Annotated in this window: 17 protein-coding genes and 1 pseudogene; 4 read left to right on the forward strand and 14 right to left on the reverse strand. The window is 57.2% G+C overall.

Annotated features, from left to right (window positions below; translation table 11 throughout):
- Positions 1-215: 215 nt before the first annotated feature.
- From C934_RS0126920 to C934_RS0126935, 5 genes are all read right to left on the reverse strand, one after another.
- The gene (locus C934_RS0126920; RefSeq protein WP_018859656.1) at positions 216-593 is read right to left on the reverse strand and encodes a cupin domain-containing protein; all 378 of its coding nucleotides are present in this window, start codon (positions 591-593) and stop codon (positions 216-218) included.
- The gene (locus tag C934_RS36240) at positions 590-1732 is read right to left on the reverse strand and encodes a 4-hydroxyphenylacetate 3-hydroxylase family protein (protein WP_272481255.1); all 1143 of its coding nucleotides are present in this window, start codon (positions 1730-1732) and stop codon (positions 590-592) included. Before C934_RS36240 ends, C934_RS0126920 begins: the two co-directional genes overlap by 4 nt.
- Positions 1732-2070, reverse strand: a complete 339-nt coding sequence (locus C934_RS36245; protein WP_272481256.1) for a 4-hydroxyphenylacetate 3-hydroxylase N-terminal domain-containing protein — start codon at positions 2068-2070, stop codon at positions 1732-1734. Before C934_RS36245 ends, C934_RS36240 begins: the two co-directional genes overlap by 1 nt.
- A 10-nt stretch (positions 2071-2080) precedes the next feature.
- Positions 2081-2605: a flavin reductase family protein gene (locus tag C934_RS0126930; RefSeq protein WP_026372117.1), complete on the reverse strand. Its 525-nt coding sequence runs from the start codon at positions 2603-2605 to the stop codon at positions 2081-2083.
- Between the two features lie 84 nt (positions 2606-2689).
- A complete protein-coding gene (locus C934_RS0126935) occupies positions 2690-3388 on the reverse strand; it encodes a GntR family transcriptional regulator (RefSeq protein ID WP_018859658.1) in 699 nt (232 codons plus the stop codon).
- 621 nt (positions 3389-4009) lie between these two features.
- Here C934_RS0126935 and C934_RS0126940 point away from each other — a divergent pair.
- The 4 genes and pseudogenes from C934_RS0126940 (at position 4010) to C934_RS0126950 (ending at position 6551) form a co-directional block, all read left to right on the forward strand.
- Positions 4010-4240, forward strand: coding sequence for a helix-turn-helix transcriptional regulator (locus C934_RS0126940; protein WP_018859659.1), 231 nt, complete (start codon positions 4010-4012; stop codon positions 4238-4240).
- On the forward strand, positions 4237-5499 hold the full coding sequence (locus C934_RS0126945; RefSeq protein ID WP_018859660.1) for a type II toxin-antitoxin system HipA family toxin: 1263 nt from the start codon (positions 4237-4239) through the stop codon (positions 5497-5499). Before C934_RS0126940 ends, C934_RS0126945 begins: the two co-directional genes overlap by 4 nt.
- Positions 5500-5657: 158 nt before the next feature.
- A pseudogene (locus tag C934_RS36530) lies at positions 5658-5759 on the forward strand (DUF2934 domain-containing protein); the annotation flags it as partial.
- A 99-nt stretch (positions 5760-5858) separates the two neighbouring features.
- On the forward strand, positions 5859-6551 hold the full coding sequence (locus tag C934_RS0126950; protein WP_026372118.1) for a DUF599 domain-containing protein: 693 nt from the start codon (positions 5859-5861) through the stop codon (positions 6549-6551).
- Between the two features lie 354 nt (positions 6552-6905).
- Here C934_RS0126950 and C934_RS32675 read toward each other — a convergent pair whose 3' ends face one another.
- The 9 genes from C934_RS32675 to C934_RS0126995 form a co-directional block, all read right to left on the reverse strand.
- Positions 6906-8627 carry an NAD(P)/FAD-dependent oxidoreductase gene (locus C934_RS32675; protein ID WP_051085625.1) on the reverse strand — a complete coding sequence of 574 codons (1722 nt, stop codon included), beginning with the start codon at positions 8625-8627 and terminating at the stop codon, positions 6906-6908.
- Positions 8628-8643: 16 nt separating this feature from the next.
- Positions 8644-8946 (reverse strand): UBP-type zinc finger domain-containing protein, encoded by a 303-nt coding sequence (locus tag C934_RS34180; RefSeq protein WP_083929918.1) that lies wholly within the window; start codon positions 8944-8946, stop codon positions 8644-8646.
- Between the two features lie 443 nt (positions 8947-9389).
- Positions 9390-9599 (reverse strand): cold-shock protein, encoded by a 210-nt coding sequence (locus tag C934_RS0126960; RefSeq protein ID WP_018859663.1) that lies wholly within the window; start codon positions 9597-9599, stop codon positions 9390-9392.
- 314 nt (positions 9600-9913) lie between these two features.
- Entirely contained in the window at positions 9914-10342 is a 429-nt protein-coding gene (locus tag C934_RS0126965; protein ID WP_018859664.1) for a VOC family protein, read from the reverse strand.
- A gap of 458 nt (positions 10343-10800) precedes the next feature.
- Positions 10801-11088, reverse strand: a complete 288-nt coding sequence (locus C934_RS0126975; protein ID WP_018859666.1) for a helix-turn-helix transcriptional regulator — start codon at positions 11086-11088, stop codon at positions 10801-10803.
- Positions 11089-11105: 17 nt separating this feature from the next.
- Positions 11106-12428, reverse strand: coding sequence for a type II toxin-antitoxin system HipA family toxin (locus C934_RS0126980; protein ID WP_018859667.1), 1323 nt, complete (start codon positions 12426-12428; stop codon positions 11106-11108).
- A gap of 215 nt (positions 12429-12643) precedes the next feature.
- Positions 12644-14992 carry a PAS domain-containing hybrid sensor histidine kinase/response regulator gene (locus tag C934_RS0126985; RefSeq protein ID WP_018859668.1) on the reverse strand — a complete coding sequence of 783 codons (2349 nt, stop codon included), beginning with the start codon at positions 14990-14992 and terminating at the stop codon, positions 12644-12646.
- Positions 14993-15018: 26 nt separating this feature from the next.
- Positions 15019-15657, reverse strand: a complete 639-nt coding sequence (locus tag C934_RS0126990; protein WP_018859669.1) for a chemotaxis protein CheC — start codon at positions 15655-15657, stop codon at positions 15019-15021.
- Complete coding sequence (locus C934_RS0126995; RefSeq protein WP_018859670.1) at positions 15654-16037, reverse strand: response regulator transcription factor; 384 nt, start codon at positions 16035-16037, stop codon at positions 15654-15656. The genes C934_RS0126990 and C934_RS0126995 overlap by 4 nt, the downstream gene beginning before the upstream one ends.
- Positions 16038-16104 lie beyond the last annotated feature (67 nt).

The raw sequence follows: 16104 nt of genomic DNA on the forward strand, positions 1-16104 counted from the left end.
CTGTACCTTTATTCGCCGCCCTGGTTCTCGCAACCAGAGGACCCGCTTGCTGCCTTTGATCTGAAGCGGCTGATGAATAGCGAATTCAGCAGGCTCAACGATTAGTGGACATTTTTATGGTTGATGGTCGTGTCCCTTCAAATGCCACCAATCGTAACTGAACCAGGCTCCCCTGCATGTCTCGCCTGGTTCAGCAGTTTCATCAAAACGGCGCTCTAGTAATAATGAATTTCCAATAGCAAGCAGCCCGCCGTCGATCTGAACGGTCCATGAAAAGCCCCGGGTGGCCGGCAGGCATATGTATGGGGGCCGTAAGACGTGGTTTCCGACAATGGGTCGCCGACGATGAGGTCTCCTTCGAGCAGATAGACCTCTTCCCAATAGTCATGCACGAACGGCGTCTCGGTGCGCGCGCCAGGCAAAAAGCGAAGCAATCGCGTCCGGTTGCCCTCTTTGTTTGGTTCATCGAGACGTCCGGCGAGAAACTTCTGCTCAATGCCGGGAGGATAGCCGGGCGGAGTGTGCCAGCCTTGCCTCATGTCCACCTGATGGAACTCCAGGTGCTCCTTGAAAATGACATTGGATGAGGTCATGCGGCCACCGCCTTGTGAGCCTGAAGCTCGCTTTCAAGCGAGTACGAGTCGAGTAGCCGATCGACCATTCGGGTGCCCGAGTGCCAATCGCATGTTCTGTAACTGTGATTTCTGGTGACGAAGTTCGCACCGGCATAAAACATCTCGTACTGGGTATGCCGCGACGCGAATTCAGAGCCGATTGCGTCCCAGGCCAGTTTGAAGAGCTTCACCCGTCCCTCGGCGCTGGTGGCGGGCGATTGCTGGGTCTTCTCTATCAGAGCCTTGAGCATGGGGTCGGCGTAGTCCTCAACACCCGAAGGCAGCATGATCAATCCGCCGCCGGCCAATTCTCGTAATGACGATATAAAGTCGGGATAGAGCTTCTGCGTGAGCACCTGAGCCGAATAAAGCGTATGCGTATCCGGAACGAAATAGCTGCCGCGGTTCTGTCCCTTGATCTCCATTGCATGCACCAGCGCATCAACCATCGCGCCCTGAGCGGCCAACGTCCCGAGCGTCTCGCGCACCTGCGGGAAATTGACGATGCCGTTTGCCTCGGCGATCCGATGCGCCAGACCCAGAAGGAAGCGCATCTTTACCATCAGACGGACTTGCGCCTGATAGTTCTGCAGGACATGCGCGGGCGTCGCATGAAACTGCTGCTGGCACATGCGGATGTCCTGGTTGACGAAGACCCGGTCCCACGGCACCTTGACGTCGTCGAAATAGAGGATCGCATCATTCTCGTCGAAGCGGCTGGCAAGCGGATTGTCGAAGACGCTCGTCGCATGCTCCTCATAGGACTTGCGGGACATGATCTTCAGCCCGGATGCGTTCATCGGGATCGCGAAGGAGACTGCATAGGGTTCGTCACCTTCCAAGAGTGGCTGGATGCAGGTGACTAAGACCTCATTGGCCATGATGCCGCCGGTGGCAAGCATCTTTGCACCGCGAATGGTCAGTCCTTCGCCGTCCTGGTCGACGACACCGGCCGTCAGTGTACGGTCCTGCTGCTGGCTCGCGCTCTTCGACCGGTCGGCCTGCGGATTGATGATCACATAGGTGAGGTAGAGGTCGCTCTCGCGGGCGTAGCGATAATAGTCTGCCAACGCCGCGGCGCGCTTCGGATCGTAGGTCTGAAAGACCTCGAGCCCCATCAGATACCGGCCAAGCAGGAGGCGACATGGTCAGGCGCGCGGCCAAGGAAGCCGCAATGCAATGTCGCCCAGGTCTCGAGTGCCCGGCGGCGCTCCACCAGTTCCACGTAGTTGCCCGGCATCTGCCAGATGCGGCTTGCGGGACCGCGGCCATCGACCTCGTAGGTCATGAGGCTGCGGTTTTGCTCGGCACTTTGGAAATCGTAGAGGTGTCCCACCGATTGGATGGTCTGGCGAAAGGCTGGATGGACCGTGACGTCACCTGCCAATTGGCCGTTGATAAACACCTGCCTGCCGTCACGCAGGGTTTCGATATGCTGTGAACCCGTCTTCAACATGTCATCCCCCTCAGTAATGCATGGCCAATGGCCAAGACGCATTGTCCGGCATGTCGCTTTCCAAAGCAGCATACCGACCCTTGTTGAATACGAGCGGTCGCCGATCGCGGAACGACCGGACCGACATCACCCGACCGATGAAGAGAAGATGGTCGCCACCTTCATGCACGGCCCAAGGGACACAGTGAAAAACGGCAGCGGTTCCGGGGAGCGCGAGCCCGTGCTCCGTTTCTCGATCACAGGCAACGCCTTCCCACTTGTTCGTCAGTGCCTTGGAGAAGCGGATCGATAAATCCGCCTGGTTTTCCGACAGGACGTTGATTGCGTAGCCCTGCGCCAGTTTCCATTGGGCAAGGCCGGCGGCACGGCGAGCGATGGAAAAGAGGATCAGCGGCGGCTCAAGCGACAGTGAATTGAAGGAACTGATCGTGACACCCAGCCTGTCTGTGCCAATCACACTGGTGACCACGCACACTCCCGTTGGAAACTGCCCTAACGCCTGCCTGAATGCACTCACGTCGAAGACTGGTTCCATTTCAGGCCCCTCGATGTCGACTGAATTTATTCGATTGCTTATCCTGTTATGACTGCTTGCCTTAGTCTCTGCCGTGGCGAGGAGTCAGATCGCTCGCGAACCGGGTGACCAGTTACCGAAAGTAGGGTCACGCAATGCGGTCAGCGTCCGCGCCAGATGCTCGCCCACCGCTGCGACCGCCCGATCCGCCTCTGCAGCACGTATGGCCTGGGCTATCCTCCGGTGTTCGGCCAAGACCTCATCGATGCGACTTCCGACCGAGATTGCGTGCACACCCATTCGAACCTGGCGATCGCGAAGGCTTTCATAGAAAGTCTCGAGAATTGGGTTGCCCGCGGCCCTCACGATCGCCCGATGGAAATCCCGGTCGCTTTCTATGAAGGCAATACGATCGTTTCGCACTTGGTCTTGCTGGTCGATCAGCCGGTCCAATTCGTCCGCGAGGGCTCTTCCGAAGCGGCTTGCCTGATGCGCGCACCACTCCTCCACCAATCGGCGAGCCTGCATGATCGAGTCAATCTCGGCCTCGGTGATCGGCGCGATATACGCGCCCTTCTTGGGCATAATCTTCAATAAACCGTCAGCTTCCAGGCGCAGAAACGCTTCCCTCACCGGGGTTCGAGAAACGCCTGTTTCTCGACAGACCTGCGCCTCCGTCAGGAAGGTTGTCTCATTACGGGGCAAAGTCAGCACATGCTGTTTCAGCCAGGCGTAGACGACATCCTGAGCGGCGTCGCCGCCTTCGTTTGCCCAGAGGGTCTTCACCGTCATACTCATAGACATGTTGTATACAAGATGCCTATGAGAAAGTCAACTGTCTTGCTACTCGCGCCATAAACAGGCGTCCCGAAGCGGTAGGGAAGTTCGCGCAGGAACCTCGTCACAATTGATAAGATGGAGTATTCTCGCCTTCTTGCAGCACCATGGGGATTGGATGTCGGGCGAAAGCGCACCATTTCTCGATGCCGAGAGCGTAGATGTTTGCGATCACCAGTTCATGTCGGCCTTTTGAAGGACATGTCCTCGGATCCTTTGGTGCGACTGTTGTCGTGCATCGACCGGAGGACTCAGCAGGTCGATTTGGCGACAAACCGTTGTCACGCCTAGCGGAGGGCGCCCGACGTGCGATAGGACGTTGTCGCCATCGAAGCTGGATCGGAATCCGATGTTGTGATTTAGTCTGCAAGGCTTTCAGTAGGATAGGAACCGCTGCCATTCCCAATCAGCGGGGCCATAACTCCAATCGGCCGAGGTTTCCCGGCACCGCATCGGCTCCATCTGAATTTCCCGATCGGGAAATTTTTCCAAACACAGATCATCGAGCGCTCATGATTTTCCCGATCGGGAAAATTTTACTCGACAGGGCGGCTGATGTGCTGTTATTTTCCCGATCGGGAAATAAAGATGGCAAAACAAGTCAGAAGTCCAGCCGATATCGGTGCCCTAGTACGCAGCGCACGCAAGGAGCAAAACTTGCGACAGGACGAGCTTGCCGGGGTCTCTGGAGTTGGCCTAAGGTTCATTGTTGACCTCGAAGCCGGCAAGCCGACAGCTCAGATAGGAAAGGTTTTGCAGGTTCTGCAAACGCTGGGTTGTTCGATTGATATTCTAGCCCCTGGTGAACGTAGAAAATGACGGTTAGGGTTCTCAATGTATGGTGGGGTGATCGCATTGTCGGGCAATTCACCCAAGATAAGCATGGCGATATCGGCTTCGCATACGCTGAAACTTGGCTTGATGACGAAAAGACGCCTCCACTGTCGGCCTCACTTCCGAAGCGTCCACAACGTTTTTCTCGCCGTGAATGCCGGCCATTTTTCGGCGGCCTGCTGCCAGAAGAAAGCCAGCGTCTTGTTGCGGCGCAGGCGTTGGGTGTTTCACCTGCCAACGACTTCGCGCTTCTTGATCGCTTGGGCGGCGACGTCGCCGGCGCGCTTCAGCTTTTGCCTGAAGATCAGGAACCTATCGGGGCAGAACCGATTGCGGATCAGCAAACGGCACCTCTGGATGAGGCAGGAATCGTTCGGATATTGGACGCACTTCCGACACGGCCGCTATTGGCCGGCCAGGAAGGCTTGAGGCTATCGCTTGCGGGCGCCCAATCAAAAGTTCCAGTTGTTCTAGTCGATGGCCAAGTCGCTCTACCGCTTCCAGGCCAGGCGACTACGCACATCTTGAAACCACCAATTGCGCGCTTTCCGGGGACCAGCGAGAGTGAAGCCTTCGTGATGAGGCTTGCTGCCGCAATCGGGCTCGACGTTGCTCCCGTCGAACCGAGGTCCGCGAATGGTCGCCCTTTCCTTTTGGTCGAGCGATACGATCGCTACTGCGATGCCGACGGTGTGGTTCGCCGCATCCATCAGGAAGACTTTTGCCAAGCGCTCGGTGTGCCACCTGAAACTAAGTATGCAAGCGAGGGCGGGCCGACCTTTAGGGATTGTTTTGAGTTATTGCGGCGGGTATCTGAGCGGCCGGGTCCGGACATCGCAAAGCTTTTGGATGCTGCGATTTTCAATCTCATTGTCGGAAATGCGGATGCGCACGGCAAGAATTTCTCGATCCTTTATGATGATCGTGGACCGCGAATGGCTCCGCTGTACGATCTGCTATCCACGGTGACCTATCCAGACCTTTCTCCGAAGATGGCTATGCGAATCGGCAAACGCGCAACGCTTTCGGAAATGGACGCCGCTGGTTGGCAGGCTTTCTCGAAGGAGACAGGTGTCGGCTTACTCTTAGTACGCCGTCGGGTGAAAGAACTATCAGATGCCACAGGGGACGCGATTCCCCGATTATCAGAAAAGATGTCTCCACTTGCCACAAATGCTGTGACGTTCGATCACGTAGCCGATTCGATCGCAGACCGTGCCAAACTCGTGGCCCTGAGCATCTAACTCAACAGCGCCAACCCTCTCCGCAGACATAACCCAAATATTGAGTTGTGACCCCGGTCGCAGCGCGTGCGGCCGGCTTGCGGTGAAACCTCCTAAAACCAGGCGTAGCTGCAGAGCAGCGTCGCGCGAGGGCATTGTCAAGGTGAAAAGGGTACGTCCCGAAGCTGGCCATGCTCAGAGAGGCAGCTCGCGAGCGGACGGACGCGTTCCTTGTTGCCACCGACATGATTGATGCCGATCAGCGGGAGGCTACGCCGGGATGCGCGAGCAGCCCTAGCGGACAGCGGTTCAAACGTCGGCCCCTCTTGGAGGACGTCAACGCCCGCGATAGTGTGCGAAAAAGTCTGGCTGGGGGCCGAATGGACACGCTCAACATCGCGTCGCTTGTATTCTTCATCGTGGTGTGGATTGCGATTGAGCCGCTATTGGCTCTCGGGTGGCCACGGCCCAACGATAGCTTGTCCGTAGATATGGTGCGGGTCCGAGCCGCGTGGATGCGCGAGACGCTGACCCGCGACAACAATTTCATCGGCGACGCCGCGATCCTGGGCCACACGATCAATTCCGCGTCCTTCTTCGGCTCAGCAAATCTGATCGTGATCGTCGGCCTCAGCGGCGCTTTGTTCATGGAGCCCAACTACGGAAACGGTAATGGCCTGATCGCTATGTTCGCGGCCAAGGACCCCGCGTGGCTCTTCCAAACCAAGGTATTGCTGATCATCGCCACACTCCTCAGAGGGCTATCGGATTTCATCTGGGCGGTGAGGCAGCTGAACTACTGTCTGGCCGCGATCGGCGCCAGCCCGTCGCGACAAGAAGAGCGCGACATCGCGGCCTGGACCGAGGCGCTCACGCTGGTCCTGAACCCGGCGCTCCGATCATTTAGCGTCGGCGTGAGGTCGTACTACTTCACTGTAGCGGCGGCCTGCTGGTTCCTGGGTCCGCTCCCGTTTGTCGTGGCGACGGTACTCGGCGTCGGCCTGCTGATTTGGCGTCAATCTTGGTCGGATACGGCGAAGGGGATCATGGCGATCCGCAAGCTGCTGGATTGACTTTCTGGCGGGCCATGGCCGACCGAGGGCAATAGTGGGAGAGGGGAGCGCGAACGGAGCTTCTTTTCACCCCGCGCAGCCTGTCAAGAAGCTTTGGGTGAGAGACGATGCCGATGGGTTCGACTTCAAGGGCGACCTGGAAGCGGCGGAAAGCCTTTTCCGTTTTGGCGACCAAAACGATACCAGCCCGGGGGTTAGGGCCGCTCCGATCGGCGCCACGTCGCGAACATTCCTGCTGGAGCCTTCATTCTGGACATTCATCGCCTTTTCCTCCTGCCTCACAACGTGCAGGAGGCTCGGCGGTTCACACACTGCCTATTTCCAGCGGGAGCTGGAATTTTCCGAGGCTCAGGTTCAGTTCGGCGGGGGTGAAGGCTCAAGGAACGCAGGTGGATTGCGGTCGCCATCTCGAATTCCCAAAGCTGTGTGAATCTGGCTCACTACCGCCGCGCCTTCGCCCACAGCTGCTGCCACCCGCTTGGTGGAGCCCGCTCTTACATCTCCAATGGCAAAAATGTTCGGTATGCTGGTTTCGAGGGCCAGAGCTGCGCGGCCCACCTCTTGTTCGACGAAGGGATCGAAAGCAGCTCCCGTTACGATGAATCCGGCGCGGTCCGTAGTAATGTGCGGGCATAGCCAGGCGGTGTTAGGGTCTGCACCAATGAACATGAAAAGCTGGCGGACTTCGAATTCCGTCTCTCTTGCGGACTTCAAGTTTCTGATCTTCACTGCCAGAAGCGACGCATCCCCCGATATGGAGGCTACCTCGCATCCGACGTGCATCACGACATTCGGGAGGGCGGCAATCCGCTCAATCAGGTAGGTCGACATCGTATCCGCAAGCTCCCTTCGGATCACCAGATGGAGACGGCTGACCTTGGGGGCCAAATAGGCGATTGCCTGACCAGCAGAGTTGCCCCCACCGACGACGACAATATCCCGGTTCTCACACCACTTTGCTTCGATGGGCGTTGCCCAGTACGACACCCCGGCACCCTCGAAGTCTGAGACATTCGAGATACTTGGTCTGCGATATCGTGCTCCAGATGCAACCACGACCGTTCTCGCCATTATTGCTCGCCGGTCGGTCGTGCGGAGATTGATTAGACCACCGCGCCGACTGCCGGGAACAGGCGGTGACATCTCAGAAATTCTCAAGGGCAGGGCAACTTCGGCGCCAAACTTCAGGGCCTGATTGAGTGCTCGACCGGCCAGGGCCTGGCCCGAGATGCCGGTCGGAAAGCCCAAGTAGTTTTCGATGCGGGAAGAACTACCTGCTTGTCCTCCTGCGGAACGTTCGTCCAGGACGATAACGCTCAGGCCTTCAGAGGCGGCATAGACCGCCGCAGCCAGTCCTGAGGGACCCGCCCCGACGATAGCAGTGTCGTACACCATCTCCGGGTCCAGTTCCGGTGTAATCCCCAGACAGCATGCTACCTCGGCGTCGGTGGGCTTTTTCAGGACAGTCCCGTTTGGGCAAACCATGACCGGTAGATCGCTGCTCCGGATACCCAGGCGCTCCACCAGATCGTGACCCTCGCCCTCGCTGGAGGCATCGACCACAACGTAGGGGTATCCGCTCCGCGAGAGGAAGATTTGAAGGGCACGCAAATCCGAGTTTCCATCGTGTCCAATCAGCACGGTGCCGGAATTCCCCGTGTCGATCAGCGCGACGCGTCGAAGAATGTAGGCCCGCATGATGATTTCGCCGACCTCGGCCGAGCCGATGATGAGCGCCTTGACGTGCGTGGCGTCAAAGGGGATGGCAACGCAACCATGGTGGCCAGCCCGTGAAGCCGCCATAGCAGGCCGCCCCGACAATTGATTGAGTTCGCCTGAGAAGTGGCCCACCCCATGCGACACGATTGCGGTCTCCGAGTGGGAGCCAATTTTCCCGAAGACATCAAGCCGCCCGGAAAGGACCAGCCAAGCAGGGACTTCCCGGTCACCAATCGATGAGACCTGTTCTCCAGGACCAAACGTCTTTGGCTCTCCGCTGGCGAATCTTTTGGCTACTTCTATCTGCAACGGGGTCAGGACGGGAAACAGCTGGGCTTGGCGAGAGCGGACGTCCATGCACTCAACCTCCTGTCTAATAAAACTGCGGAATCGGTCCAACCTGAGGGGTGTGATCAGGAAGGTCAATCATTGTCTCATCCACGTAGCACCAACCCCAGCCTTCCGGCGGATCGTAGCCTTCGATGATGGGATGGCCCGTGCTCCGGAAATGCGCCGTAGCATGCTTGCCGATTGATTGATCGCAGCATCCAACGTGTCCGCATTCACGGCACAGTCGCAAGTGGACCCAAGCTTGTCCGATTGCCAGGCATTCTTCACACCCCATGGTCTGGGGCTTGACGGATCGAACGGAGTTCTGATGGCTGCAACGCGTCATTTGAAATCCTATCCTATCGTTGGATCTCGGGTAACATACCTGAAAACGCTACTTTGGTCAGTCATACGCAAGGTGGTGGCCGCTTCACTCGCCGTCCATCGAACCGAGCCGGGTTAGACTGCCTCACTCGAGCGTGTGCTACCCACTTGAAACGTAAGAATGCAGAAATTGCGAAAAAAGAGCGCTTTGGGTGAAAAAAAGATTGTGGGGCAAACCCACGTTTTGGCTTTGCGGGTAAAGCCTTGGCCACGCGTTAGCAGTTCAGCACATGGCAAACCGGGGTAAAGTCGCGACGGAGCGCGAAGCGGTGAACATACCCCTGGTTGCCTCAGCAGCCTCTTGTTGAACGCCGCCTTGACAAACGTGTGGGTTGAACGTCGCCGCTTGCGGATGGATTTTGCTGTTGCTGTTTCGGCTGCCGCGTCTGGCGCGGCAGCCTTCAATTAAAGTGCGCGGAGATCTTCAGCCGCGGTTTTACCGGAACGCCGATCTTGCGTCGGTTCGAAACTGACTTTCTGACCATCCTTGAGGCCTGAGAGCCCGGAACGCTCTACTGCCGAGATGTGCACGAACACATCTGGCGAGCCATTATCGGGGGCGATGAAACCATAGCCCTTTTCAGAGTTGAACCATTTCACTGTACCAGTAGCCAATGTAAGTCCTCGGTTGATTTGCAACGGGCAAAATAGTCACGAAGGCTCGTTTGGCAAGATGTACGGTTGAGTTTGGGGGTACGTGACCTTCCGGAAATATCCGAAGATGAGGCCATTGAACATGGACAAACAATACGGGCGCTCAACCCGATTGGGGAGCGCCCGCATGTTTGCTAGCGACAAAAACCAACTGCGTGGCAGGCCGCTTGCTTGAGTCGTCCATCTATCGACGGAATCCGAGTCTGGCAACAGCAGTTACTGCAGCCCAGCTATGCATTGCCCGTCGTTTTCGTCCTCGCCGCCAACCACCGTCGTCAAAAGTCAACTACGACTGACCGAGCGCTGCGGTTGGCCGGTCCGTGATACACCGCCTCTATGTTGTTCCCGTCTGGGTCAAGCAGGAAGGCGGCGTAGTATCCCGGGTGATAGGATCGTTCGCCCGGTTTACCGTTGTCGGTACCGCCGTTCGCGATGCCCGCGCTGTGAAATGCGTCGACAGTGGCACGATCCTTTGCCTGAAAGGCCAAATGATGCCGCCCAGTTAGCTCCCCGAGGGCAGCGTCGCTGCCTCGGGAGGAAATGAAGAGTTCGTCAGCCCAGAAACAGTCATCGGCCTCACCACCAATTGGAATTTCGAGCACCTCTAACAGTGGGAGATAAAAGGCGCGGCTTGCCGAAAGATTGGCTACGACCAATTGGATGTGATCGATTAGTCGGCCACGATGAAGTTGGGCAGTGTCCATTTCGACGCCTCCAATTCGCGAAGATAACGAAACGGCAGGGGGTGGTTTCGGTTCCATGTTTCGCCGTGATTTCAGTTGAAGTCGACATCCCCTGATTGTCGTTAGATATTCTGGCCCCTGGTGAACGTAGAGGTTCTCAATGTCTGGTGGGGTGGTCGCATTGTCGGGCAACTCACCCAAGATAAGCATGCGGTATCGGCTTCGCCTACGAACCAGATTGCGCGATGGCTGAACATGGCGAGGCCCATCGACGCAATCACGGTTGCCGCGCGCCTAGCCGCAATCGAGCGGGCGCTTTCAGAGACGATTGAGCAGTTCACGGCCAAGGATGGCGCGCCGTGCTGATCAAGTTTTTCCGAAACGGCCAAGGCAGATACCTGAGCGCCTTCAGTTGCGCAAAGAGCCGTAGCGCTCTGTCTTGGCGCTAGAGGAATTGTCGGCTGTTGCTTGCGTGATTATCAAGTTGGCCCCGGTTGCTTTGGAACAAACCCAACGCCAAATCCGAACAAGCGGCCAATCTTTTCCAATGTTTCCAGCGTTGGGTTCGCGGCGCCGGCTTCGATCTCCGCAACTTGTCGCCTAGTAAGCGACAGCGTCTTGGCAAATTCCTCCTGCGTCATGCCGAACCCTTTGCGGATCTCCGCCACAGCACCGGGCAGCCTCAGGTCCCCTGTTCGAGCACGCTCCGCAAGTGTTCGCCGGTTCTCAAGAATCTCCTCTTTCGTCGGCTTCTTCCATCGAGCCATTTAGCGGTCCTTCGCCATCATTGACACGCCGCCGGAACGCTGTCCGCTATCACGATACAGCGTCCCATTGCACGTTCTAGAATTTCCGGAGACGCGCCCATATCTTTCGCCATGGCCGGTGTTTGCCGCAGATATTCGGCAAACGCGGAAAGCTCAGCCGCGAGCGCATTCTGCTCTGCAGGGTCTGCCATCAGTTCGGCACAAATGCGCTTCCAATCGGGAAGATGGTCGCGACCTCCGTCACGCATCAACGCCCATCGGGTGGAGCGAACAATCCCCTCCTTGGCGAGTCGCATTGGCGCAAAATCAAACAGCGGAGACAGGCGGATGGTGCTGTCCTGCTGCTTACTGAGTGCGGAATTCCGGCCGTGATTGTCGGGATTGCCGAGCGCCAGGTTGGCGATGTCGCGCTTTAGGTATTCGGCGATGTCCGAGAAGGGATTGGCGGAATATTGGCGTAGAACGTCGATGTAGGCCTCATGCGTGCCGACATGGCCGAAATCGGCAACGCCGATCGCAGACACGAGGCTTTCCTGGCCCAGCCGGATGGTTCCGCCACTTTCTTTTTTCTTCCGATCGAAACGGGGAATGATCAGGACGCCTTCGGCATAGGTCGAAGGTTCGCTTACATTCAGACCGATTTCTTGAGCGATCCGCGAATAGAGGGCTTCGCCTTCGAGAATCAGGCGGTCTACAGGGTCGTTGCTGCGTACTAGCTTGACGATAACGTGGCGCACGGCCTCATCATCGGTCACGAAGCTATCGGGATAATAGAGACCGTCATTCGCCTGGGTCATCGAGACCTTCGGCCATTCGCCTTGCAGGCCGCTCGAACCGGAGGCGAGCATTCCAAAGCGGTCGGCGACTTCCATGAAACGATCCGACCGTTCAAGGATTTCCGCTTCTGTCACTCCTTGGCGCTCAACACCGCGCATCCTTTCCGCTTCGGTGTCCGCGGCTTCTTTGATGCGGATATTGCCTATGCCGCCCGTTGCCGATCGCAGAAGGAGCGGCAGATCGGAAGCGCGCGAACCCTCAGCAAGGCCGAGGTGATCGGCAAGCTTTCGCCTTGCGTGCCCCTGGGGCATAAGATCCAAGAGGAAGGGGGGCCAGCTGCGGCTGTATCGATTTTGGAGGTCAACGGGATAACGGACTGACAAGGCACGATGGTCGCGGACCGTTTTGCCGGTCGCGAATTCCGCCGACGCCATCGTGACGAAATAATCGAGATCGTAATCGACGATCGACGCGCCCTGGAAGCCGGCCGCGTCGTCCTTGAGTTCTAGCGTCGCGGCGTGATGCCACTCGTCATCAAAATGGGTTTGGAGCGTTAGGCGCATTAATTGACCCTTTAAATGGTTCAAATAATGCATTTTTAGAAATTATTCAACCCATCAAAGTGGGTTGAATGACCATCGTCTGAACTGACGATCGACTTAGACAGCGCCATAGCACCGATCAATCCGCCGTCCGTCGTAACCTCGGCACATCCGCACTGTAGAAGCGGCGCAAATGTTCCGCGCGTTAGTAGGAGACGCCTTCAAGCGTACGAAAATCACTTCGTCAGTATTTCTTTCACTTTTTGGGCAAGATCATCAAGGGCGAACGGTTTCGTTATCATCTCCATGCCAGGCGCCAGGAAGTCTGCGCGAGACGCGGCCGTTGCAGCATAGCCCGTGATGAACAGGACGCTCAACGTGGGCCGCGCGGCTAGGGCGATTTCGGCAAGTTGGCGCCCATTAAGACCTGGCAAGCCGACGTCTGAAATCAGCAGATCGATTCGTCCGTTGCCCTCCAGGTACGGTAGCGCCTGGGTTCCATCGATCGCCTCCAGAACGCGATAGCCCAGGTCGTTGAGAACATCGACAACGAGCAGGCGGACCGCATCGTCGTCCTCGACGACAAGGACTGTTTCGCCTTCTCCGCGTGGTGCGATAGAGTCTTCCTCGCCCGCTTGATCGACCGCAGGTTCTCCTTCAGTGCTGCGTGGCAGGTAGAGTTTTATCGTCGTCCCGATGTCGAGTTGGCTGTAAATTCGGGCGTGACCACCTGATTGTTGCGCGAAGCCATAGATCATCGAAAGTCCGAGTCCGGTTCCCTGGCCAATCGGCTTGGTCGTAAAGAAGGGATCGAAGGCCTTATCGATTGTCGCTTGTGACATTCCCGTGCCCGTATCGCTGACCGCCAGAACCACATAGCTGCCGGGCCTGAGCGTCTCACCTTTAGCGAGATCAGCCTGCGAAAGTGTCACGTTGGTCGTCTCGATAGTGAGTTTTCCGCCGTTCGGCATAGCGTCGCGTGCGTTGATCACTAGATTGAGAACAGCACTCTCAAGCTGGTTTGCATCAGTCACTGCTTTCCAGGTATCGGGGCCGGTCATGATCTCGATCTCGACCTGTTCTCCCAGGGTTCGGCGAAATAGCTCCTCCATCGAGTGAACGAGCTGTGGGAGATCGATGGAGTGGCGGTCGAGGGACTGTCGCCGGGAAAACGCAAGAAGCCGGTGGGTCAAGGCAGCGGCGCGGTGTGCAGAAGACGTTGCGGCATCAATGAACTTGTCCAGTTCATCCAGACGACCGGCCGCGATCCGACGCTTGAGAAGTGACAGGGCGCCAATGACCCCCGTTAGCATGTTGTTGAAATCGTGTGCTATCCCGCCGGTGAGCTGACCGACCGCCTCCATTTTTTGCGCTTGCCGAAGTTGGTCTTCGGTTTGCTCCAGGATCGCCTTTTGCTGTTTCTCAACCGTTATATCGCGCCCATAGGCGTAGACGAGGTCGTCTTCACGGGAGGTCATCCAGGACACGATGCGTTCAGAACCATCCGCGTGGATAAGGGTTGCGTCCAGTTCGGCATAGAGGTTTTCGATCGCCTTCTTCAGTTCGGGTTGAATAGCCTCCCTTTGATCCACTGCCACGAAGTCGAGGACCTTCTGCCCTACGACTTCTTCGACCTGGTGTCCGAGGATTTGCTGCCAAGAGGGGCTGACGTCGCGGAACACGCCATCCAAACCGATCACGACGAGAAGGTCGCGCGAATTCTTCCACACGCGATTGCGATCACGTACGCTGTCGCGAGCGATTTCGGACAGCTTCTGGTTCGCCTCTCTCAGGCTCTCTTGGGTCTGTTTTGTTTCTGTAATGTCAAAGACTACGCCGACATAGCGTCGGGCGTTCGATTCCAGATCATCCACGTATTCTCCCCGACGCGCCAGCCAGCGCTCCTGGCCATCGGCGGCACGCCTGACACGAAACTCGATGTCCTGTTCGTTCTGAAAGCCATTTGGACCGCTCAGATCAATCAGTGGGTCGTCGTCAGGGTGGATGAGATCATTGAGCGTCCGGATCGGAAGGACTTTCGTCGGGTGAAGGCCGAAAAGCCGACAGAATTGTTCCGAAACGGTAATGGTGCCGAAGCCGACAAGGTGTTCGAACGTGCCTATGCCGCCTGCCGACTGGGCAATGCGCAACTGCTCGCTGGTGCGTTTCTGCTCGGTGATGTCAACGAGAACGCCGACAAATTTCATGGGCTCGTCGTTCTCGCTGAAAATAGTCCGGCCTCGGGCGTGCACCCAGCGATAGCCGCCGTCATTGCGCAGCAGTCGATACTCTTTAGAGAAAACCTCTGATCCGGCGAGAATGCCGGCCACGGCCAACTTCACCCTCTTCAGATCGTCGGGATGAATGGACACATAGAATCTGTCCGTCGATACACCATCTGCGAGGGCGACGGGGTCTTGATGGGTTATCGCAGCAAATTTCGCGTCAGCGACAAGTCGACGCGCCGGGATATCCCATTCCCATCCGCAGGTCGCGCCGGCGGCATCGAGGGTCAATTCCAACCGGCGCTGAGCCGCATCAAGTGCGGTCGGCATTTCTGTAGACGATTTGGCATCTTCAATCATGGATGCGGCCAGTTGTAGAGTTCACGCTACGGGCTTTCCATCATGACGCGGTCGATAAAGTCCGCGATGTGCTGCTTGAGTCTCTCCATCGATGGCAAATCCATAATCATGGCAATATAGCCGCGAATATCGTGCTCCTTTACCGAGAAGTTGATGTAGAGGAAGAGAACAAAGCCCTCCTCATTCGAGCCTGGCAGGATCTCGAACAAAAGATTGCTATCGCCGCGGCGAACATGGGGAAGCGACATTTTCAGCGTGTGCTGCAGCATGTTTGCCATGGACCCCAGACAGCCATTCAGGATGACATTGCCTGTTTCGGCAAGGGCTTCTTCTTCTATCGCGGCAAGTTCGGTTTCTCCCAAGTCATCGCCGACGATCGCGCGAACGAGCGATAACCCGTCGCTTTCGGGAAAAATCAGAAGTGCCCGCCCTGAGAACGGGCCTTCGAACTGCTGTTGGACAGCGATGAGTTTCTCGCTCTCACGCTGGCCGATCAAGGACGCGGCAGACTTCCGGGTCACGATCTCAACGGAAGGAACAGACAGAATAACCTGCTTGTGCACCATCTTTCTAAGGCTGGCAGCAGCGCGGCTCACCCCGATATTGACGAGTTCCGTCAGGGCGTCGCGTTCGAGCTCCTCTAGGCCTAAGGCTTGATCACTCATGTTGCCGCTTTCTTGAGCCGGAGCGCGGCCCCAGAAATGAAGCCACTCAACGCATCCTGGGTTACCGGCTTTGCAACAAACGTCGCATTGAGCGCGCGCACCCTGGCGACAATCTCATCCTGGACGTTCGCCGTAATCACGGCGATCGGCATGCTGGGATGGCTGGCGCGTAGCTCGGACGCCAGTTCGAGGCCGTCCTTGTCAGGCATGTTGAAATCGAGAATGGCGACGTCGATCTGCTCGGACCTGACGATCCCAAGGGCGTCCGCAGCGCTCGCCGCCTCAACGCGCGTCCAGTCTGGCTGCAAAGCAGCTATTGCCTTGCCTGCGACGATGCGCGCCAGTTTACTGTCGTCTACCACCAAAACTTTCACTGTCATTCTACAATCCTGTCGTCAGGTAGCCGTTCTACCGTGTACTCGTACTACCACTATTTGTCGTTTTATG

The sequence above is a fragment of the Rhizobium sp. 42MFCr.1 genome (assembly GCF_000377185.1).
GTDB lineage: Bacteria > Pseudomonadota > Alphaproteobacteria > Rhizobiales > Rhizobiaceae > Rhizobium > Rhizobium altiplani.